Below are 20,127 nucleotides of genomic sequence, written 5' to 3' on the forward strand. Positions count from 1 at the left end.
CACTGTAGCAAATGGCGTTGTCAAATGCAAACAACACAAATGCCACAAAACATGGGCAAATTTTTGATAAATCTGTACACCCTTTGGCAGAGAAATGTGACAATTTGATGGCAACGCACCCCATATTTGCAAGTGCTCTGTGCTGGTTGTTCAGCGTTCACCTTCCCCTTGACGAAGGGCATTCTCTTTGCCAAAATGTTCTGTACAATAGAAAGGAGTGCGCAGCGAAGTGCTGCCAAAATATATGGAAAAGAAATCAATGCAGTATGATGTTGCCATTGTGGGCGGTGGCCCTGCCGGGCTTTTTGCCGCCTATTGGCTGGCCAAGAATAGCAAGTTGCGTGTGTGCCTTATAGATAAAGGCGAAAGCGTGAAAAAACGTCGCTGCCCCATTGCCAAAACAGGCCAGTGCGTGCAGTGCAAACCCAATTGCCATATTCTTGCCGGGGTGGGCGGGGCTGGCCTGTTTTCCGACGGCAAGCTGAATTTTATTCATAAGCTGGGCAAAACAGACCTTACCCAATTCCTGGGCAAGGCAGAAGCTGAAGCTTTGATTGTGGAAACTGAGGAAATTTTCAACCAGTTTGGCATGGATGGCCCGGTGTACCCCAGTAACATGGACGCAGCCGTGGACATTCGCCAAAAAGCCAAGCATTGCGGCATAGACCTTTTGCTTATCAAGCAAAAGCACCTTGGTAGCGACTGCCTGCCAGGGCACATTGACACCATGTGCATTTGGCTGGAAGAAAACGGGGTGGATATTTTGACCCGTTGCCTTGTGCAGGATGTGCTGGTGGAAGGAAATGAAGTGCGCGGGCTTGTCACCTCCCATGGTGAAATTCTTGCCAGGGCCGTTATTCTGGCCCCTGGGCGGGTTGGGGCAGATTGGGTAGGCGAAGTGGCCCGCAAGTTTGCCATTCCTGTAAGCCAGCGCGGCATTGAGGTAGGGGTGCGGGTAGAAGTGCATAAAGACATTCTCCATTCCCTGACCAACATTATTTATGACCCCACGTTTTTTGTGCAAACCAACAAGTATGACGACCAAACCCGTACCTTTTGCACCAACCCCCAAGGCTTTGTGGCCCTGGAAAATTACCAGGATTTTGTGTGCGTCAACGGCCATGCCTTTTTGCACAGCAAGTCGGAAAATGCCAACTTTGCCTTTCTTTCCAAGGTGGTGCTGACAGACCCGGTTTCCGACAACCAGGGCTATGGCGTGGCGCTTGGCAAGCTTGCCACCCTTATTGGTGGCGGCAAGCCCCTGCTGCAACGCTTTGGCGACTTGAAGCGCGGGCGGCGTTCCACCTGGAACCGCATTAATAAGGGGTACATTGAACCCACCCTGAAAAACGTGACCCCAGGGGACATTGCCATGGCCTTGCCGGAGCGTATTGTCACCAACCTTGTGGACGGCCTGGAGCAACTGCACAGAGTTGTGCCAGGGGTTGCCAATGAGGAAACGCTGCTCTACGCCCCGGAAATAAAGTTTTTTGCTACCCAGGTAGAAAGCGACAATAACCTGGAAACAAAAATCAAGGGGCTGTTTGTCGCGGGTGATGGCCCTGGCGTTTCCGGAAATATTGTGGCGGCGGCTGCCACAGGCATTATTCCCGCCAAGGTGTTAACCCAACGCCTGAAACCATTGTAACGCTGTAATTACTATGCTTTTTCCCTCGCATGGCAGCTTGCAACTGCTGTGCGGGGTTTCTTTTATGCAGACTTGTCAACGTACTTGAAAGCATGCTATTATTTATTAACCGCAAGAAAGCACCATGCGGGGCGTTTATTTAGAGCAGTTACCACCTGAAATAGCCGTTTAATGGCGAGCAAGCTCGCCTACGCCTATTTGACGAGCCACATACGGCTTGCCTTATAGCGGGCTTTTGTAAACTTCTTGCAGAATACATTGGCTTATTTCATTAGTAATTGCTCCCAGCTTTTTTGCTACGGCTATTGCGCATGTACGCCCTTTCTTTCTGCATGCTGTTTTCCATCGCGTAACAATATTGCGGCTTAATACCGCACCCCCCAGTATTTTAGTCCATGGATGCCTGTCTGTTTTCTACCCATTTACCTTAAAAAAACGAGAGTACTATGCCACGTTTTCTTCACGCCATTTGCGGCAATGCTGATAAAACACGTACCACGAAACTGTTTGCTCAAGATGACTGGGTTGAAGTGCGCCTTGACCCTACTGATGTGAACAAGCCAGACGTTGTGGGCTCTTTGCTGGAAATGGACAAGGTGGAAGATGCTTCTATGGATGCTGTTATTACCAGCCATTCCCTGGAGCGTTTGTACCCCCACGAGGTTATTCTGGCCCTGGAAAATATTATGCGCGTATTGAAAGATGACGGTTACTTCATTGTAACCTGCGCAGACATGCAAACCATTTGCAGCCTTGTGGCAGAAGATAAATACCTTGACCCGGTGTACACTTCTTCCGCTGGCCCGGTGGCCCCCATTGACATGCTGTATGGCTACCGGCCTGCCCTGGCTGCCGGGCAATTGCAGTTTGCCACCCATTGCGGCTTCACCAGTAAGGCGCTTACAGGCACTCTGGCTCAGGTGGGCTTTGCTTCCATTTGGGCAGCTCGTAATCCGGATATTCTCACCATTGGGGCCATTGCCACCAAGAAAGAATGCACTGAAGACGAACTGCGGGCTTTGGCTGACAAGCACTTCGGCTAAAGGGCCTATGTAAATGCAACAACGGCTTTTCCCCTTCAGTTGGGGAAAAGCCGTTGTTTTTTTGTATTGGTGCAAGTGGGGCTGCGGTTGTGTCAGTTCTCAACCGCGAGAGCATATTACCTTTGAAACGTTGTAGTCATTTATCCCTGGTAGGTATGAACTACTTCATACAAATGCGCGTCCACTGGGCATTTCAAAGTGAAATTGCTCTAGTTGCCAAATCGCTTTCCCCACTCTTTAAGAATAGCTTCTCTTGCAGCGCCTGCTTTTTCAGGGTCTATGGGCAGGAACAGGCTGAGAGTTCGTTTACTCGCTGCGGTTTGTTTGGCTGCCAGGGAAGGAATAAAGCCGAATTCAATGGCAATGTCGGCAGCTTGCGGGGAAACGGCAAAATCAATTAATGCTTTTGCTTCTTCCGGGTGGGCGCTGTTTTTCAGCAGGGCGGCTGTTTCAAAGTCCCAGCCAATGCCTTCACCGGGTTGGATTATCTGCAAGGCTGCGGGCTTGTTGTCCATCACATTGACGCATGTTTCTGCGGCAATGCCAATGGCAATTTCGCCTTTGGCAGCCATTTGGCAGGGCTGACACCCGTGGTTCGGGTAGCTGGCAATGTTCTTGTTCAGCGCCTGCATAAATTTCCAAGCCTTTTTTTCTCCCCACAGTTGCAGCCAGCCATTCACATTGAGCAGGGCAGTGCTGGAAGAAAGAGGGCTGGCCATGCTAATGGCCCCTTTGTACTTAGGCTTTGCCAAATCGTTCCATGCAGCAGGTACAGGCAGGTTGCGGCGCTGTAATTCTTCCGTGTTCACGCACATGGCCCCACCCCAGGCGTTCAAGGCTGTCCACACGGGCTCTTCTGCGGTGTCTTGCATTTGCGGGGAAACAGCTTCCAAACCCTGGGTGATGTACGGTTCGAGCATAGCTTCGTCACTCAGGCGCATAAGGGCATTGAGGGAAAGGCCGAAAACAACGTCCGCTTTGGGGGCGTTACGTTCAGCCAGCAGTTTTGCCAGAATGTTTCCGGCAGAATCGCGCACCCAGTGCAAGGAAATATCGGGGTTTTCTTCTTCAAAGGCCTTGGTATACAGGGGAAGCAGCTCAGGTTCAATGGCTGTGTACACAACCAGTTGGGTGGCAGCCTGCGCTGAAGGCAGTGCAAAGCAAAGGCATACAAGAATGGTGAACAGGCGCAAAGGCATAACCGCTCCGTAATACTGTTGGTACTGTGCCATGGGAATGTGGTGCGCAAGCCATGTACCTGCGCCAAAAGGCTGCCAGAACAACATTGGGGTGTTATGCAGCCATGTAACCGCTAAGGCAAAAAAGGGAATATTTATTTTGCCCGAAATTCACCACTTTTACCACCACTTTTATACACAAGGCGGCAGTTGGTGATAATAATGTCTTTTTGTACGGCTTTACACATGTCGTACATGGTAAGTGCCGCTACCTGCACAGCCGTAAGGGCTTCCATTTCAACCCCGGTGGCCCCGGCCGTGCGGGCTTCTGCCTCAATATGCACGGTGCTGTTCTGGGCGTCCAGTTCAAACCGCACATCGGCATAGGAAAGAGCAAGGGGGTGGCACAGGGGAATCAGTTCATGGGTGCGCTTTGCCGCCATAATTCCCGCAATTTTTGCTGTGGTCAGCACGTCGCCCTTGGGCAGAGCTTTTTCCTGCAACAAGGCAAATGTGGCGGGGGAAAGCACAACACTACAACGGCTAATGGCCGTGCGCTGTGTTTGGGCTTTATGGCCCACATCCACCATGCTTATTGCACCATCTTCATCCATGTGTGAAAAGCGTGAACCTTCCATATCTGCACCGTTGCTCTAGTCGTCAAGGCCCATGGCCTTGCCCACTTTTTTAATGATTTTCTTGGCCTTGTTCAAAGGCTTTTTTTCTTCCATTTTGGCAAATTCGCGCAGCAGGTCTTCCTGCTTTGCCGTAAGGTGGGTGGGGGTAACCACATTTATGCCTATAAGCAGGTCGCCAAAGGTGCCCCGATTGGGGTAGGGCAAGCCTTTTCCTTCAATACGGAAAATGTGCCCGTTCTGGGTGCCTTTGGGAATTTCCAGGGTAATGGGTTCATCCAGCGTGGGAACGGTGAGTTTTGCCCCAAGGGCCGCCTGCACAAAGGAAATATTTTGTTCCAGCAGCAGGTTTTGCCCCTCTCGGGTAAAGGTTTTGTCGTCTTCCACGGAAAGCACAACGTACAGGTCCCCTGGGGGGCCACCGTTGGCTCCTGCTTCCCCTTCACCGCGCAGGCGCAGGCGGTTTCCGTTATCTACCCCGCCGGGTACAGTAACGGAAAGTTCACGCACCTCACGCTGCACCCCTTTGCCGCGGCATGCGCTGCAAGGGCTGGTAATAACGGTGCCCTGCCCATGGCAGCTGGGGCAGGGAATGCTTACCTGGAAGAACCCCTGGTTGTGGCGCACCTGACCGCTGCCACCGCACTGGCGGCAAGTTTCCGGGCTGGAGCCCTTGGCTGCGCCGCTACCGTTGCATTCGGCGCAGGTGATGTGGCGGGGAATTTTCAGGCTTACCACATCGCCTTTGGCTGCCTGCTGGAAGTTGATGTTCAGGTTGTAGCGCAGGTCTGCCCCGCGCTGGGGCCTGTTACGGGTTGCTCGCCCGCCCATGGAAAAGCCGAACAGGTCGCCAAAAATATCGCCAAAATGGGCAAAAATATCTTCATTGGAGCTGAAGCCACCTTGCCCGGCATTCACCCCGTCATGCCCGAACCTGTCGTAGCGGGCGCGTTTTTCCTGGTCACGCAGCACGTCATAGGCTTCCGCAGCTTCTTTAAAGAAGTTTTCTGCTTCTTTGTCGTCTGGGTTCCTGTCCGGGTGGAATTCCATGGCCTTTTGGCGGTAAGCTTTTTTTATCTCTTCATCCGTGGCGGTGCGGGTAATGGAGAGAATTTCATAATAGTCGCGGCGGATCATTGCAGTAGCTTACTCGTCATTAGGTTCAAGAATGGTGCCCTCAGGCAGGGGGCTATAGTAGGTGTGGTCGTCGGGCTGCACTTTGCCAGCGGCAATTTCGCGCAGGGCAGTTACCACTTCTTTGTTGTTGGATTCCACAAGGGGGTCGTAGCCTTCCCGAAACTGGCGGACACGTTTGATGGCCATTTGCACCATAAGAAAGCGGTTGTTGACGCGTTCCTGGCAATCTTCAACGGTAATGCGGGCCATACAGCCTCCTGTTGCATTGAAGGAAACACTGTTCAGGTGGTTCCTTATGGTTTTGAGCGAAGGGAAACAAAAACACCTGCAGAAAGGACATGCCTTCTGGGGGCTAGGCGTTAGCGTTATTTCCCGTAGCGATTATTCGCTTTTATAGGGCAAGGGCTGATTATGCGGGCACAACCAGCGCTTCCTCGGTTTAAAATGGAAGGAACTCCCAAACAGCCTAAGTGTGTTTAGTGGGGTGAACAGTCAAAGCTAAAGCACATAAAAGAGGATGTCAAGGCAGGTGTGGGTAAAATACGGTGTTTTGTTTCATTATGCAGTGTGTAATACGCCAAAAGCCGCCCAGTGGCGGCTTGGTGGTGAATGGCGTTACTTTTGTAAGGGGGCAGGGGCTTGCGTAGTGCCTTGGGGCTGTGCCGCCAATTATGTGCGTTTTGCGCGTGCTTCTGCCTGCTTTTCAATAAGCCGAATAGCCTTTTGGGCCAGGGCTGTTACTTCTGGCTTGGAAATCTGTTCATCTGCTCCCACTGCATCGCCCTTGTGGCGCAGCTTGTCGGTAATAAGGGAGGAAAACAGCAGCACAGGCAGGTTTTTCAGTACAGGGTCATCTTTTATGCGCTTGCACAGGTTGTGCCCGTCCATTTGCGGCATTTCGATGTCGGAAACAATGCACTGGAGGAAGTCTTCCACGGGTTTGCCTTCGTCTTCGGCTTTGCGCTTAATGCTTAACAGGCGTTCCCAGGCGTCGCGGCCATTGGTAACGGCTTCCACATCAAAGTTGGCCTGCTGCAAGAAGTCCTTCAGCATTTCCCGGATAACGGTGGAGTCGTCTGCCACCAGGGCGCGGTAACGGGCCCCTTTCTTCCAGTCAATGGCAGTGTCCAGGCGCAGGGCAAGCTGGGGGTTCAGGTCGCCCACAATGCGTTCCAGGTCCAGCAAAAAGATAATGCGCCCTTCAAGCTTCACCACACCTGTAATGGTGTTTTGGGTGAGGCTTGAAACATACATGTTTGGGGCTTCCACTTCTTCCCAGCTAATGCGGTGAATGCGGTTCACCCCGGAAACGAGGAAGGCCGTGGTGACGTTGTTGAACTCCGTAACAATAACCTTGGAAACATCGGAGGCAATGCGTTTTTTCCCCAGCCAGCGGCCAAGGTCTACCAGCGGAATAATTTGCGAGCGCAAGTTGAATGCCCCCAGCACAGACTTGTCCCGCACTTCAGGCAGTTCTGTTACTTTGGGCATGCGGATAATTTCCAGTACCTTGGCAACGTTCACCCCGTAGTAGCCCTTATAGGGCTTGCCGTCGGGGCCGTCTACCTCGTCAAGGTAAAATTCAACAATTTCAAGCTCGTTTGTTCCGGCTTCCAGAAGAATATTGGTTTGCGTCATGCAATGCGCTCCTCGTCGTTGTGCTGGCGCACGGCCTTTTTTGAGTAAAGACGTTATTGTGGGTGCCTGCACAATGCTTGCAGGTGTGCTAACAGCAGGCTTACATGTAATATCGGTAGAATATATAAAAACTTGAGAAGAACACAAGCAGATTAATGGTTTTTTTTGCCAGAAGGGTGGAAGAATTATTTTGCGCTATGGCAGGCTAGGCTATTATGCGATTACTATAATAAAGTTGTGGGTATTTTCTGGGGTACATGGCAGGGAACTGCTCATGCGCCTCTCCCCTCAGCAAAATGCCCTTGACAGTATAAGGTAGGAGCGTTTAAGTTACTAACTACGTATTTTCACAAGGTTAGATTTTTTGGTATTATTTTTTTGGGAAGAGTTCGCTGCCACAAGCGTGCATTCCTTTTTTTTCACCATTAAACAAGCTGCGAGGCAAGGGCATGGATGAAAACAAGCACTGCGAGGAAAGTCAGGCTTGCCGTTCAAAATGTTGTTGTAACCCGTTGCCGTTTTTACTCGGCATAGCGGTGGCTCTGGCATTTGGCTGGTGGGTCTTCCCGGGAATGGTCTTCAGCCAGAAAGAACAACCTATCTTTTTTACCCACAAAACACATGTGGAAACTGCTGGCCTGAGTTGTGACACCTGCCACACCTTTGCTGCAGACGGTTCCTTCAATGGCTTGCCACGGCTGGATGCATGTAATTCCTGCCATGCGGGCCTCGACTCGCTGCAAACCCCGGAACCTAACAGTTCTGAAACCCGCCGTGCGCGTGAGGCGGAAGTGAACTTCATCAAAAATTATGTGATGACTGGGCAGGAAGTGCCTTGGATTGTTCACCAAAAACAGCCAGACAACGTATTTTTCAGCCATGCTGCCCACTACAAGCGCTGTTTTAGCTGCCACCTGACCATGAAGGGGAACCTGAACCTTGGTACCCCGGAAAATCCGCAGCGCTTGTGCCAAACGTGTCACCCTTCTCTTGAAGAGCTGGATAAAAACCTGCCAGTAAGTGTGAATGTGCTTACGGGGTACAGCAAAACTACCATGAAAATGGCTACTTGCGAGCATTGCCACGCGCACCCAGGCCACTTCTACAATGACGGCAAAGGGCGCGCTTTCGCTAACAACGCTTGCTTTACCTGCCACAGATAAGGGGTGCATCATGGCATTTGACAGAAGAGCATTCATAAAATTCATGGCTGGGGCAAGCGCTGGCATAATGGTCACCCCGCTTCCCTGGAAATTGTTAGACGACGTGAGTATTTGGACACAAAACTGGGGCTGGATTCCCCGGTTACAGCACGGGCCCAATTCCTTTGTGCCTGTGGTAAGCAAAATGTGCCCATCTGCTGTAGCCATGCAGGTACGCCTTGTGGAAGGCCGCCCCGTGCGGGCGCTGCCCCACCCGGAACATCCCCTTGGTGGCGGGGTTAGTGCACTCAGCGTTGCTGAAGTGCAAATGACCCAAAGCCCGGGCCGCGTGCATGCCCCGCTGCGCCGTTCTGCCGACGGTGCCTACGTTCGCATTACCTGGGCTGAAGCCGGGGAAATGCTGGCAGCACGGCTGAAAGAGGCTGGCGCTTCCACCGCTTTTGTGTGCGGTGATGAAACAGGCTCTACCCTGGACGTAATGGCAGGTTTTGCCGCCGCCATTGGCAGCAAAGACGTGTTCCTTATGCCTTCAGAAGGGCAAGCCGCCGCAGGCGCTGCCAAGGCCATGGGCGTTGAAGCCCAGTTGGGCTATGACCTGGAAAACAGCGATTATGTGCTGGCCATTGGTTCAAACATTCTGGAAACCTGGGGTACGGTGGTACGCAACCGCCGTATTCTGGTTGAAAAGCGCCCCCACCCAGGGGAAAAGGCTGCTCCGGCGGCTGCCCTTGTGTTCGCCGGCCCCATGCAAAACCAAACGGCAGCCCTGGCCAAGCCTTGGGTGCCCATTTTGCCCGGTACAGAAGTGACCTTTGCCTTAAGCCTTGCGGAGGAACTTATTCGCCGTGGGCGCACGGTGAACAGTACAGACTTTAACGCCTTCCGCCGCCTGGCAGAACGCAACAACGCCAAAGACGTTGCCAAAATCACCGGGGTTTCTCCGGAAACTGTGAAGACGGTGGTTGACGCCTTGCTGGCAGCCAAAGCGCCCCTGGTTATTGCCGGTGGTGAAGGCCAGGGCAGTGCCCCGGTAATGGCTGCTGTGGCATTGAACGCTTTGCTTGGCAACATTAACAAGCCCGGTGGCCTTACCCTGCTGCCAGACGCACCCCAGGTTGTGAAAGGGGCTGCTTCGCGCCGCGACGTGTATGCCAACAGCCTGCAAGGCTGGCTTGATGCCAAGAAAATGCCCAAGGCCCTTGTGCTGCATGAAGCAAACCCGGCCTATGCCTTGCCTAACCCGGCAGCGGTAAAGGCTGCCCTTGCCACCATTCCTTTTAAAGTGTGCTTCAGCACCTTTATGCATGAAACAGCCGCCCTGTGCGACCTGGTGCTGCCAGTTCCCATGGGTATTGAACGCACAGACGATATCTTCACACCCTACGGTGCTGGCAAAGGTATTTACTGTGTCACTTCCCCCGTTGTTCCGGCAGACGAAAATGCCAGGGCCACGGCAGACATGCTGCTGTTTATTGCCAAGCAAATGAAGAAAGACCTGGGCTTTGCCAAGTTTGCCGATGTGGTGAAGGCCAAAGCCGAAGGGCTTGGGGCCAAATTGCCCGCCCTGGCCAAAGGCACCCCCAAGGTGCTGGAAGCCACGGCCACAGCCGATGCCCTGCGCCTGCGCCCAGAGCTTATGGACAAGGCTACAGAAGCCAAGTTTGGCAGTGGCACAAAGCTTGTGGTGTTCAGCAAACTGAACCTTGGTACAGCCAATACGGGCATTCCGCCGTTCAACACCAAAACATTGCGGGCCACTGAACTTGCTGGCCACACCATGTTTGCTGTGATGAACGGTGCTACAGCCAAGGCAAAAGGACTGGAGCCCAACGCCCTTGTGGCGGTGCGCGCTGGCAAGCAAAGCATTCCGGCCCGCGTGCGTGTGTTTGAAGGGCTTACGCCTGAAAGCGTGGCCTTGTGCACCGGTCTTGGTCGGACGGCGCTGGATGAGTTCAGCCAGAACAAAGGCGCCAACGTCATGGAGTTACTGACGGCTACCACTGAACCGGAAACAGGACTTTGCGTGTGGTCTAGAACCAGCGTAGAAGTTGTTAAAGCATAAGGACGCATGCCATGTCAGCAGTAAAAGAATTCAATGTCAAATGGGGGATGGCCATTGACCTTGACAAATGCACGGGCTGCGGCGCGTGCATGGTGGCCTGTCAGGCTGAAAACAACCTGGCCCCTGTGCCTGATGCTTCCAACAAGCTTCGTGTGATGAACTGGCTTGTTGTTTATGAGCTTTCCAACGGAAAAGCTTTCCCTGAACACGACGTTGCTTACCTGCCGCGTCCATGCCAGCAGTGTGCCAAGCAGCCTTGCGCCACGGTGTGCCCGGTTATTGCCACTGAACGGAACGAGGAAGGGGGCATTGTAAGCCAAATTTACCCGCGCTGCATTGGGTGCAGGTATTGTATGGCAGCCTGTCCTTACAACGCCCGTTACTTTAACTGGCACGACCCCGTATGGCCGGGTGGCCTTGACAAGGTGCTTACCCCGGATGTTTCTGCACGCCCCCGTGGCGTAGTGGAAAAATGCACGTTTTGCCACCACCGCTACATGAAGGCCAAAGACACACTGCGGGCCAATGGTGAACCCATTATGGTGACAGGAAGGGATGGCCACCGCCATTCCAACATACCCGAAGACGGGTACGTAACTTCCTGCGCAGAAGCTTGCCCCAACGGTGCCATTGTGTTTGGTGACCTGAACAACCCAGAGCATCGCGTGTATCAGCTTACCCACAAAAATCCCAATGCGTTCCGCCTGCTTGAGCGCCTGGGAACAGACACGGCTGTGTATTACCTGAGCAGCCGGGAATGGGTGCGCCGCCAGGGCGACAACTACCTTGCCCATGAAAAAACCGGGCATCCCGAGGCAGTCTTGTTCCCTGGCCACCACGAAAGCCCTAATGACCCGGCAAAGAAGTAAGGGGTAGCGAACCATGGATAAGAATTATAACCTTCCCATTGATGCGGCTCTGTTCCCGGAAGGGGTAGAGCGTTGCTCTTTCTCCCAGTTTCTTGCGTGGCTTACACCCATTATGGCACTGTTCATGTGGGGGCTGTATGCGGCATTCCTTGTGCTTAGCCAGGGGCTGGGCACCACAGGCCTGGACGACCGTTTTGGGTTTGGCCTGTGGATTACCTTTGACCTTGCGGTTATTGCCTTGGGTGCAGGGGCCTTTTTTTCCGGCCTGTTGCGCTACATTCTGAATATTGACCCGCTGAAAAACATCATTAACCTTGCGGTTATTCTTGGTTTTATCTGCTATTCCGGGGCCATGCTCATTCTGGTGCTGGACATTGGCCAGCCCTTGCGGGCCTGGTTTGGTTACTGGCATGCCAACGTGCACTCCATGCTTACAGAAGTAATTTTCTGTATTACCTGTTACTGCATTGTGCTGATTATTGAATACATCCCGCTGATTTTTGAACAGCGCCAGTTGTATAAAAATCCTCTGCTGCATGCCATTGCCCACAACCTGCACCTGACCATGCCCTTGTTTGCCGGTATTGGTGCCTTCCTTTCCACGTTCCACCAGGGTTCCCTGGGCGGCATGTATGGCGTGCTGTTTGCCCGCCCCTATGCCTACCGTGAAGGGTTCTTCATTTGGCCCTGGACCTTCTTCCTGTTTGTTCTTTCCGCTGTTTCCTCCGGCCCGCTGTTCACAGTGCTTGTTACGACCATGATGGAAAAGGTAACAGGCCGTAAGCTTGTTTCCTGGGACATTAAGCAACTGATGGGCAAAATTGCCGGCACCATGCTGCTTGTGTATATTACCTTTAAAATTCTGGACACCTGGGCCTGGGCTTCCGGCCTTATGCCCCGCCAGGGCATGACCTTTGACCAGTTTTTTCATGGGAATATCTACGGGCAGTGGTTACTGTATACGGAAATTCTGCTGTGCGGCGTTGTGCCTTGCTACCTGTTGCTGAAGGCAGATTTACGTAACAACCCGGCTATTTTCTACGGTTCTGCCATTCTTGTGTGCATTGGGGTGACCATTAACCGCTATGTGCAAACTGTGCAGACTCTTGCCCAGCAGATTCTGCCCTTTGACCAGTGGCAGCTTTATATGCCCAACTGGGTAGAATGGGCAGCCAGTGGCCTTGTGGTGGCTTACGGTATGCTTATTTTGAGCATTTCCTACCGCTACCTGCCTGTGTTCCCACAGGAAGTAAAGCTGAACAAGCGCTAGTATACAGGGTATACGAAAACAACAGGGGGCCGCAGCAATGTGGCCCCCTGTTTCGTTTTTGTGTTTCGGGCACCTGTATTTGTGTGCACATCCCTGAAGTATGTATAAGAGCCTCAAGGACGGCTTCTGTATCCTCTTTATTTATCAACCAATTTTTTAATGCGCTAAAAATGAAAAATTACGCTGGATTTTATTGGTAAACAGTATTACTCTTCCTGTAATCATTGCTGAATAGTGTGTGGGCTTATTGCCAGCTTGTTTGTGCGGTTATTTGGAGAGGAACAAGCAAGGTGAACAGCTGCACAATTCATTAATGGTATGTTTTACGGTGTTTTAGTACAGGCATATGCCTATGTCCTTCACAATTTAGGGCAAGGAGGTTGCCATGGATAAGCAGGAAACTCTCTCTGTCTATATTGACAATAATGGCCAGTGGCGCTGGCGTGTACTTGCGGAAGATAACAGAATTATAGCTGGCGCTGAAAACGGGTATGATTCAAAGGCAGATTGCCTGGCAGATGCCGAGGCCAATGGGTTTATTCTGGAAGATGCACTTCCCTTGGATGCTGAGGCCGCCTCACCAGTGTATTTTTAAAATGCTGTGCGCCTTTGCTTATTGATTGCAATTGCTTACTACAAAGCGCCCACAGGAAGTTGACTCCCGAGGGCGCTTTTTTTATGGAGTGGGCAATGCTGCCGCAGCCAGTTCCACCAGTTCTTGGGCCAGGAATTCGTTGCCGGGTAGGGAGGTTATGCCTAATGCTAAGCGGAGTAACTCTCCTTCTGCCACAGGGGAAAAGGTAACGCCCTTACGGGAAATAGCTGCGAATGAGGCCGCAAACAGCCCTATGCCCTCTCCTGCGGCAATACGAGCAAGCAACACATCGTGTTCTTCGGGTTCTTCCATAAACAGCGGTTCATACCCCGCATGGGCGAACACAGTTTTTGTGAAATCAAAAAATGCCGGGTTGCTGTCCCGATGAAACCAGAACAAGGGTTTGCCGTTGAACTCCTTGAGTGCCAACCCTGGTTTTTCCGCTTCCAACCAATGGCTAGGCAGTACCGCGAACAGCGGTTCCGCATAGTGTGTTGCTTGCAACTCCAGCCCTGGGGCATCAAGGGGCAGCGCCACAAAGGCGGCATCCAGTTTTCCCTTCTTCACATCCCGCACTAACTTGAGAGAATCAGAGCGCACAAGGCGCAAACGTTCTCCGTAATATTCCCGCAGGCGTTTTTCCAGGGTTGTGAATGTGCCCTGCTCAAAAGCAGTGGTTAAACCGACTGCCACGCGCTTTTCAGACGCTGTAGAAAATTCTCGTAACTGTTCATAGACGCTTTCCTGCGTTCTCAAAAGAGGCTGAATTGTTTGTAATACCTTGGTGCCCTCGTTGGTAAGGGTCAGCCCCTTGGTATGCCGGGTAAATAACGTGACCCCCAGGTATTCTTCAAGATTTTTCATATGCCTGCTCAGTGGCGGCTGTGACATAAACAGGCGCTGTGCTGCACGGCGTAAATTGCATTCTTCTGCCACCACCGCAAAGTAGCGGAGCAGGCGTACATCAATGGTATCAAGATATGAATTTGTCATACCTTAGAGGTATCACAAAAAGGGTATGATGCAAAGCGTGGTTGACTCCTTATGTTGTTTCATACCAAGTTGCAATCTGTAGGGTTGTAACTTGGTATGAAACAACATAAGGAGATTATATGCAATCAGAACGATACACAAAAGGCCTTGCCATGTTGCAACAGGTAGACGGTAAGGGCGGCGAAGCCGTAGTAGAAAGTTTGCAGGACATAGCGCCAGATTTTGCCCGTTACCTCATTGAATTTCCCTTTGGCGATATTTATTCACGGCCCGGCCTTGACCTCAAAAGCCGGGAAATTGCCGTGATTGCGGCCCTCACGGCCCTTGGCAACGCTACACCGCAGTTGAAGGTGCACCTTGCCGCAGCCTTGCATGTGGGTTGCACGCAGCAAGAAATCATAGAAGTTATTATGCAAATGGCTGTGTATGCCGGGTTCCCTGCCGCCTTGAATGGCCTGTTTGCCGCCAAGGAGGTGTTTGCAGCCCATACGCCATCCCAAAGTTAAGGAACCGTTGGTACTGCTTGATGCTTAAATACACAATGACCTTGGGAAGATTCTTCCCAAGGTCATTGTGTTTATAGAGGGGCAGGTTGCAGTGCCCTGAGAGGTTTTTGTAGTGCAGTGGAGTGTGTCTCTACTTGGCAATGGCCAGGGTGTAGATTTCGTGCGGCTCAAGAATAAGAATAACGCTGCCGTCGCCCATAATGGTGGCCCCGGAAATGCCCTTGAGGTCCCCAAGGTAGGAACTGAGGGGCTTGATAACAATTTCCTGGCGTTCCAGCAGCCTGTCTACCACAAGGCCAAGGCGACGTTCATTGTCTTGTATGACCACAACGGAGAGCATTTCTTGCTGTGCCATGTTGCAGGGCAGGCCAAGCAGTTCGGCAAGGCTCACAATACCCAGCACTTCGCCCCGCAGGGTAACGGCTTTTCTGCCTTTGACGTCGGTTAAGCGGTGGGCTTCAATTTTGGTAGTTTCGGAAACAGCGTCCAGGGGAATAGCGTACATTTCCTGGGCCACGTTAACCATAAGGGCATCAATAATGGCCAGGGTCAGGGGCAGCAGCAAGGTGAACTTGGTGCCTTTGCCCACTTCCGACTGAATGCCAATACTGCCTTTCAGGTTTTTGATGTTGGTACGCACCACGTCCATACCAACGCCCCGGCCGGAGATGTCGGTAATAACCTCAGCGGAAGAGAAGCCGGGGGCAAAAATAAGTTCTATGGCTTCCCTGTCGTCCAGCAGTTTTGCTTCTTCAGCCGTAATAACGCCTTTGCGCACTGCCACCTGGCGCATTACTTCCGGGTCAATGCCTTTGCCATCATCTTCAATTTCAATGGCTACCGAGTTGCCGCGGTAAAAGGCCCGCAACCAAACAGTGCCCTTAGGGGGTTTGTTGGTGGTGCGGCGTATTTCGTCTGGTTCAATGCCGTGGTCCATGGAGTTACGAATAAGGTGCACCAATGGGTCGCCAATAACTTCCACCACGCTTTTATCCAGTTCTGTTTCTTCACCTTCCACTACCAAGTCAACGTCTTTGCCGCTTTTGCGGGAAAGGTCGCGTACAAGGCGTGGGAAGCGGGAAAACACAGAAGCCACAGGCACCATGCGCACCTTCATAATGGTATCTTGCAGGTCGTCGGAAATACGCGCCATGGCGTATGTTGTTTCCGAAAGGTTCTGGGCGATAAGACCGATGTCGTGCTTGTCGCTTGCTTCCAATTGGCGGGAAATCATGGTGTAGCGGTTGCGGTTAATAATCAGCTCGCCAATGAGGTTCATAAGGTGGTCAAGCTTTTCGTGGTCAACCCGAATGGTGGAAGATGTTTTGGCTGTGCTTTCTTCCTGCTTTGCCGGGGCCTTGTTGCCCCCGCTGTTGCCCTGGGTGGGGGCAGGCTTTGGGGCAGGGGGGGCACTGGCAGCAGGTGCTTCCACTTTTTCTGCGGAAGGCGGAATGGCTTCCAGGGCCTGGGCTGTTTGTTGCAGCGGCGTTTCTGTGGCAGGCTGCACGGCAGGGGGCTCGGCTGGCAGGGCGGCTTCCAGGCCCGGAATGGCATTGCCCACCATGTCAATAATAATGGCGCATTCCTGTTCCAGCAGGTCTGCCATCATGGAAAAGTCCAAGTCCGTTTCCCGGCCTTGTTTCACAATATTTGCGGTGCGCTCTGTGTATGATTTTATTTCATCCAGGCCCATAAAACTGCACGAGCTTTGCACCGTGCTCAAGGCGCGGAACATGGCGTCGGCATAGATCTGGTTTGTGCCGTCAGTTCTGAACCCTTGCAAGGCTTCATCCAGCAGTACTTTTTGCTGGGCAATGGTGCTTTTGAAGGCTGAAATTTTTTCCAGCTCTTGGCTTGCGGCCTGGGTGTTCTGTACCGAAATGGCAGGGGGGGCCTGCTCACTGGGCGCAGAAGGCTGCACATCCTGGTTGCGTAGGCTTTCCGGCAGCTCTACTGCGCCACCAGCCACAGCCTGGCGTAATTTAATGAGCAAGTCTTCGGGGTCCAGGGGGGAAACACGGGAGGTGGAAATATCGATGTTCGTCACAAGGGCGTCTAGTGTGTCCACCACCAGCAACAGCAGGTCCACCAGGGCAGAGCTAACCGGGTATTCATTTTTTCGCACAGAATTGAGCAATGTTTCTGCTTCATGGGTAAGGCTGTTTACTTCAGCAAACCCAATAATGCCGCTGTTGCCCTTGAGGTTGTGGAAAAAACGGAATAAGTCGTTGACCAGTTCGTCGTGCTGTTCGTCGGGGTTTTTTTCCAGTTCCAGCAGGCCGGTCGTGAGGCAGGACGTATTTTCCTTGGCCTCTTCCATAAAGTCTTTCAGGTGGCTCTCTCCAAAGGCCGTGAGCTGATACCCCTCTTTACGGGGCAAGCGGGCAAGCCAACTGGGCACATCACCGGAAGATTTTTCCTCTATTTCCTGGGGGATTGCGGCATCTTCCCCTTGTAGCTGTTCAGGGGCTTCTTGCGTTGTGGCTTGGGGTGCCGGGGCAATGGGTGCAGGGGCAGCGGCTTGTGGCGCAGGGGCAGGAGCTGCTTTGGGGGCACCCCCGTGGGCAAGCTGTGCTTCCAGCAGGGAGTCCAGGGTAACTATAAGGGGGGCAGTGTCTACGTCCCCTTCAGTATTGGATTTTTCAAGGTTGTCAATAATTTGGCGTAAGGCGTCGGTGGAGGCAAGAATAACATCCATTATTTCGGAGTTAACAGCAATGGTGCCTTTGCGCAATTCATCCAAAATATTTTCAGCCTTGTGGGCCAGGCCGTTTATGCGGTTAAGACCAAGAAAGCCGGAAGCACCCTTAAGGGAATGCATAGGGCGGAATATTTCGTTGAGCAACGAAAGGTTGTCTGGGGCTTTTTCAAGCTCCAGCAGGTTCGGCTCAATGGTTTCCAGGTGCTCTTTGGCTTCAATAATGAAGTCGGCAAAGAGTTCGGCATCTATAAAATCTTGGCTCATAATCTATCCTTTCCTGGCGTAAAACCTTATGCCCCATGCTGCGGCACCCCTATTCATGAGCGGGAGTGCAAATTTGAGGTGTTCAATGATTTATGCAAAAATCTTGCCATATTTCTTGGGGCATTGTGGTTTTGAAAAGAGGCATTTCTTTCCTGTAACACGCCGGGCAATGCAAAATAATCCATGGTGATAAGAGAATGGAGCGATATGCTTCGCGCAAGTGAAAGCCACTTGCTTGGGGAGGCATATAATCTACTCATTTTACAGGAAAAGTGAATTTTCCTTATGCGTGGATTATGGTCATTTTGCTGCGCAAAAAGACAAAGAACAACACGTCATCAGTGTTTCCCTAGCCAAGCAGCATACGCACGTTGGTTATCATGGCAGTGGGCTGGGCTGGTTTTACCATGTACAGGTTTGCGCCAAACTCTATGCCAAGCTGAATGTCTTTTTCCTGCGATTCAGTGGAAAGCACCACAATGGGCAGGTCTTTGTATTGGTCTTGTTCCCGAAGGTTTTTGATGAATGTCAGTCCATCCATAACAGGCATATTAATATCGCATATAATGAGGTCAACGGGTTCAGCGGCATACAACTTTTCCAGGCCGTCCAGCCCGTTTTCTGCCGTGGTTACCTTAAACCCTTCTTTCTTCATTATAAACGCCACAAGGTTGCGTACTGTTTTGGAATCATCAACAATAAGAATATGCTTGGACATGGCCGATTCCTCTCTCTACAGGATGCTGGTCACTATTTTGTCAACGTAAACTATGCTCACAAGTTGTTCGCGCAGTTTTACCACCCCTGCAATCAGGTCTGTGGTCACCCCAAGGTGGGCTTCAATGTTCCAGTCAATGTCGGTTTGGGGCACCCGGTACATGGTGTGAATGCGCTCTACCAAAAGCCCAACCTGAAGGCCAAGACGCCTGCACACAATGATGAAGTTGTCATCAGATTGCCGCGGGCTGGGCACTTCAAGCACATGGCGCAACATAATGAGCGGGGTTACTTGCCCGCGTAGGTTAATAACCCCTGCTACCAGCGGGGGCGAAGCAGGAAGCTTGGCAATGGGCTGAGTGCGAATAACTTCCTGCACGGCTGCCACAGGCACAACAAATTCCTGGTTGCCAAGGTAAAAGCCCACCATGAGCAGGTCGGTGGCCTCACGCAGGTTTTGATACAGCCCGTCGTTTTCAGGTTCTTTGTAGGTGGTAAGGGCTTCTGCCTGCTCAAAATGAATTTTGGAGGTTTCTGCCTGTGCCCTGGCAGTGGCAGCCACTTTAGCCTGCGGGGCGGGTGCTGCCACTTTGGGCTGCATTTGCGGAGCAGGTGCTGTCACTTCGGACTGCATTTGCGGAGCAGGTGCTGTCACTTCGGGCTGCATCTGCGGAGCAAGAGTTGTAATTTCAGGCTGCACTTGCTGGGCAGGAGCAGCAGCCAAGGGTTGCACTTGCGGGGCGGGTGCTGCAACTTCAGGCTGAATTTGCGGGGCGGGTGCGCTGGCAGGCAAGTTCAACCCTGCCAGAATGGCTCCGGCATCTGCCCCCATGTATTTCTCAATAAACGCCTGTTCAGCCGAGGTAAAGCCAGTGCCTTTGTCCTCGGTTTCTGAGAAGTTGCAGTCGGAAAAATATTCTTCAGGGCTTTTCATAACGCCATAATCTCTTGTGCCAAGGCTTCATATTGTTTTGCACCCCGTGAATTGGGTGCGATTTCGTAGATAACACGACCATGGGCGCTTGCCTCACGAAAGCGGGTATCCATGCCTATGGTTGTTGCAAACATGCTGTGCCCCATTTTACGGGAGAGCAGTTCCAGCACTCTGGAGCAAGCGCCAGCCCGTTTGTCGTATAATGTGGGCAACACTCTGTAGCGCACAGGGGCTGGCAGTATTTTGTTCAGCACTCCAATGGTATCAAACAGAAGCTTCAGGCCATGCAAGGCAAGAAAGTCTGTTTGAATGGGAATAATGAGCCAATCTGCCGCCACCAGGGCATTTACCAGTAAAATTCCCACATGGGGGGGGCAATCCAAAACAATGTAGTCGTACTCTTGCCGCACAGCTTCTAATGCTGTGCGCAGCACGGCACCTTTTCCGGGGCGTTCACGCAGGTCTATTTCAAGTTCTGCAAGGCGTACGCTACCGGGCACCACATCAAACCCTGCCGATTCATGCACAATGCGTACCTGTTGCCAAAGGGCCGGGCTTTCCGGTATTTGTGCCATAAACACGTCATAAGTGGTGTAAGGCGTTTCTTCCGGATACAGGCGCAAGTGAATGGAGGCATTGGCATGTGGGTCCAGGTCCAGCAACAAAACCCGTTTCCCTGCTCTTGCAAGGGCGGCCCCCACGCTAACAGCGGTGGTGGTTTTGCCCACTCCTCCCTTCTGGTTTGCTATGGTTAGCACAACGGCGCGTTGCATG

18 protein-coding genes are annotated in these 20,127 nt (G+C 52.2%); 8 read left to right on the forward strand and 10 right to left on the reverse strand.

Going from position 1 to position 20,127, the window contains the following annotated elements; genetic code table 11:
• Window positions 1-244: 244 nt before the first annotated feature.
• Together G497_RS0113905 and G497_RS0113910 are read left to right on the forward strand one after the other, a co-directional pair.
• The gene (locus G497_RS0113905; RefSeq protein ID WP_027188600.1) at window positions 245-1,648 is read left to right on the forward strand and encodes an NAD(P)/FAD-dependent oxidoreductase; all 1,404 of its coding nucleotides are present in this window, start codon (window positions 245-247) and stop codon (window positions 1,646-1,648) included.
• 446 nt (window positions 1,649-2,094) lie between these two features.
• The gene (locus G497_RS0113910; RefSeq protein WP_027188601.1) at window positions 2,095-2,691 is read left to right on the forward strand and encodes a methyltransferase domain-containing protein; all 597 of its coding nucleotides are present in this window, start codon (window positions 2,095-2,097) and stop codon (window positions 2,689-2,691) included.
• Window positions 2,692-2,900: 209 nt separating this feature from the next.
• Here G497_RS0113910 and G497_RS18385 read toward each other — a convergent pair whose 3' ends face one another.
• The 5 genes from G497_RS18385 to G497_RS0113935 all read right to left on the reverse strand — a co-directional run bounded on the left by G497_RS18385 (window position 2,901) and on the right by G497_RS0113935 (window position 7,279).
• Window positions 2,901-3,923: an extracellular solute-binding protein gene (locus G497_RS18385; RefSeq protein WP_169727011.1), complete on the reverse strand. Its 1,023-nt coding sequence runs from the start codon at window positions 3,921-3,923 to the stop codon at window positions 2,901-2,903.
• Window positions 3,924-4,024: 101 nt separating this feature from the next.
• A complete protein-coding gene (gene moaC, locus G497_RS0113920; RefSeq protein WP_027188602.1) occupies window positions 4,025-4,507 on the reverse strand; it encodes a cyclic pyranopterin monophosphate synthase MoaC in 483 nt (160 codons plus the stop codon).
• Window positions 4,508-4,522: 15 nt separating this feature from the next.
• On the reverse strand, window positions 4,523-5,641 hold the full coding sequence (gene dnaJ / locus G497_RS0113925) for a molecular chaperone DnaJ (protein WP_027188603.1): 1,119 nt from the start codon (window positions 5,639-5,641) through the stop codon (window positions 4,523-4,525).
• A 9-nt stretch (window positions 5,642-5,650) separates the two neighbouring features.
• The gene (rpoZ, locus tag G497_RS0113930; RefSeq protein ID WP_027188604.1) at window positions 5,651-5,890 is read right to left on the reverse strand and encodes a DNA-directed RNA polymerase subunit omega; all 240 of its coding nucleotides are present in this window, start codon (window positions 5,888-5,890) and stop codon (window positions 5,651-5,653) included.
• A gap of 420 nt (window positions 5,891-6,310) precedes the next feature.
• On the reverse strand, window positions 6,311-7,279 hold the full coding sequence (locus G497_RS0113935) for a chemotaxis protein (protein ID WP_027188605.1): 969 nt from the start codon (window positions 7,277-7,279) through the stop codon (window positions 6,311-6,313).
• Between the two features lie 572 nt (window positions 7,280-7,851).
• Between G497_RS0113935 and G497_RS20745 the strand changes: the two genes are divergently transcribed.
• The 5 genes from G497_RS20745 to G497_RS0113960 all read left to right on the forward strand — a co-directional run bounded on the left by G497_RS20745 (window position 7,852) and on the right by G497_RS0113960 (window position 13,238).
• On the forward strand, window positions 7,852-8,442 hold the full coding sequence (locus G497_RS20745) for a cytochrome c3 family protein (protein ID WP_051258154.1): 591 nt from the start codon (window positions 7,852-7,854) through the stop codon (window positions 8,440-8,442).
• A 10-nt stretch (window positions 8,443-8,452) separates the two neighbouring features.
• Window positions 8,453-10,504: a menaquinone reductase molybdopterin-binding-like subunit QrcB gene (qrcB, locus tag G497_RS0113945; protein ID WP_027188607.1), complete on the forward strand. Its 2,052-nt coding sequence runs from the start codon at window positions 8,453-8,455 to the stop codon at window positions 10,502-10,504.
• An 11-nt stretch (window positions 10,505-10,515) separates the two neighbouring features.
• Complete coding sequence (qrcC, locus tag G497_RS18390) at window positions 10,516-11,373, forward strand: menaquinone reductase iron-sulfur cluster-binding subunit QrcC (protein ID WP_051258155.1); 858 nt, start codon at window positions 10,516-10,518, stop codon at window positions 11,371-11,373.
• A 13-nt stretch (window positions 11,374-11,386) separates the two neighbouring features.
• Window positions 11,387-12,643, forward strand: coding sequence for a menaquinone reductase integral membrane subunit QrcD (gene qrcD / locus G497_RS0113955; protein ID WP_027188608.1), 1,257 nt, complete (start codon window positions 11,387-11,389; stop codon window positions 12,641-12,643).
• Window positions 12,644-13,028: 385 nt separating this feature from the next.
• The gene (locus G497_RS0113960) at window positions 13,029-13,238 is read left to right on the forward strand and encodes a YegP family protein (protein WP_027188609.1); all 210 of its coding nucleotides are present in this window, start codon (window positions 13,029-13,031) and stop codon (window positions 13,236-13,238) included.
• An 81-nt stretch (window positions 13,239-13,319) separates the two neighbouring features.
• On the opposite strand, the gene G497_RS0113965 is transcribed toward G497_RS0113960, so the two are convergent.
• Window positions 13,320-14,231: a LysR family transcriptional regulator gene (locus tag G497_RS0113965; protein WP_027188610.1), complete on the reverse strand. Its 912-nt coding sequence runs from the start codon at window positions 14,229-14,231 to the stop codon at window positions 13,320-13,322.
• 119 nt (window positions 14,232-14,350) lie between these two features.
• Here G497_RS0113965 and G497_RS0113970 point away from each other — a divergent pair, with 119 nt between their 5' ends.
• A complete protein-coding gene (locus tag G497_RS0113970) occupies window positions 14,351-14,737 on the forward strand; it encodes a carboxymuconolactone decarboxylase family protein (RefSeq protein WP_027188611.1) in 387 nt (128 codons plus the stop codon).
• Between the two features lie 130 nt (window positions 14,738-14,867).
• On the opposite strand, the gene G497_RS0113975 is transcribed toward G497_RS0113970, so the two are convergent.
• The 4 genes from G497_RS0113975 to G497_RS0113990 all read right to left on the reverse strand — a co-directional run bounded on the left by G497_RS0113975 (window position 14,868) and on the right by G497_RS0113990 (window position 20,126).
• The gene (locus G497_RS0113975) at window positions 14,868-17,702 is read right to left on the reverse strand and encodes a chemotaxis protein CheA (RefSeq protein ID WP_027188612.1); all 2,835 of its coding nucleotides are present in this window, start codon (window positions 17,700-17,702) and stop codon (window positions 14,868-14,870) included.
• A 349-nt stretch (window positions 17,703-18,051) separates the two neighbouring features.
• Window positions 18,052-18,420: a response regulator gene (locus tag G497_RS0113980; protein WP_027188613.1), complete on the reverse strand. Its 369-nt coding sequence runs from the start codon at window positions 18,418-18,420 to the stop codon at window positions 18,052-18,054.
• A 15-nt stretch (window positions 18,421-18,435) separates the two neighbouring features.
• The gene (locus G497_RS19400) at window positions 18,436-19,353 is read right to left on the reverse strand and encodes a chemotaxis protein CheW (RefSeq protein ID WP_051258156.1); all 918 of its coding nucleotides are present in this window, start codon (window positions 19,351-19,353) and stop codon (window positions 18,436-18,438) included.
• Window positions 19,350-20,126: a ParA family protein gene (locus G497_RS0113990; protein WP_027188614.1), complete on the reverse strand. Its 777-nt coding sequence runs from the start codon at window positions 20,124-20,126 to the stop codon at window positions 19,350-19,352. The genes G497_RS19400 and G497_RS0113990 overlap by 4 nt, the downstream gene beginning before the upstream one ends.
• Window position 20,127: the final 1 nt, after the last annotated feature.

The organism is Desulfovibrio cuneatus DSM 11391, assembly GCF_000430005.1.
In the GTDB taxonomy this organism is placed as follows: Bacteria; Desulfobacterota; Desulfovibrionia; order Desulfovibrionales; family Desulfovibrionaceae; genus Frigididesulfovibrio; species Frigididesulfovibrio cuneatus.

Bases quoted from the DNA above. Each gene is read 5' to 3' on its own strand.
- qrcC (WP_051258155.1), top strand. From the start codon at position 10,516: ATGTCAGCAGTAAAAGAATTCAATGTCAAATGGGGGATGGCCATTGAC.
- G497_RS0113960 (WP_027188609.1), top strand. From the start codon at position 13,029: ATGGATAAGCAGGAAACTCTCTCTGTCTATATTGACAATAATGGCCAG.
- G497_RS0113910 (WP_027188601.1), top strand. From the start codon at position 2,095: ATGCCACGTTTTCTTCACGCCATTTGCGGCAATGCTGATAAAACACGT.
- G497_RS0113970 (WP_027188611.1), top strand. From the start codon at position 14,351: ATGCAATCAGAACGATACACAAAAGGCCTTGCCATGTTGCAACAGGTA.
- G497_RS19400 (WP_051258156.1), bottom strand. From the start codon at position 19,353: ATGAAAAGCCCTGAAGAATATTTTTCCGACTGCAACTTCTCAGAAACC.
- qrcD (WP_027188608.1), top strand. From the start codon at position 11,387: ATGGATAAGAATTATAACCTTCCCATTGATGCGGCTCTGTTCCCGGAA.
- G497_RS0113965 (WP_027188610.1), bottom strand. From the start codon at position 14,231: ATGACAAATTCATATCTTGATACCATTGATGTACGCCTGCTCCGCTAC.
- rpoZ (WP_027188604.1), bottom strand. From the start codon at position 5,890: ATGGCCCGCATTACCGTTGAAGATTGCCAGGAACGCGTCAACAACCGC.
- moaC (WP_027188602.1), bottom strand. From the start codon at position 4,507: ATGGAAGGTTCACGCTTTTCACACATGGATGAAGATGGTGCAATAAGC.
- G497_RS0113990 (WP_027188614.1), bottom strand. From the start codon at position 20,126: ATGCAACGCGCCGTTGTGCTAACCATAGCAAACCAGAAGGGAGGAGTG.
- dnaJ (WP_027188603.1), bottom strand. From the start codon at position 5,641: ATGATCCGCCGCGACTATTATGAAATTCTCTCCATTACCCGCACCGCC.
- G497_RS18385 (WP_169727011.1), bottom strand. From the start codon at position 3,923: ATGGCACAGTACCAACAGTATTACGGAGCGGTTATGCCTTTGCGCCTG.
- G497_RS0113905 (WP_027188600.1), top strand. From the start codon at position 245: ATGGAAAAGAAATCAATGCAGTATGATGTTGCCATTGTGGGCGGTGGC.
- G497_RS20745 (WP_051258154.1), top strand. From the start codon at position 7,852: ATGGTCTTCAGCCAGAAAGAACAACCTATCTTTTTTACCCACAAAACA.
- G497_RS0113935 (WP_027188605.1), bottom strand. From the start codon at position 7,279: ATGACGCAAACCAATATTCTTCTGGAAGCCGGAACAAACGAGCTTGAA.
- qrcB (WP_027188607.1), top strand. From the start codon at position 8,453: ATGGCATTTGACAGAAGAGCATTCATAAAATTCATGGCTGGGGCAAGC.
- G497_RS0113975 (WP_027188612.1), bottom strand. From the start codon at position 17,702: ATGAGCCAAGATTTTATAGATGCCGAACTCTTTGCCGACTTCATTATT.
- G497_RS0113980 (WP_027188613.1), bottom strand. From the start codon at position 18,420: ATGTCCAAGCATATTCTTATTGTTGATGATTCCAAAACAGTACGCAAC.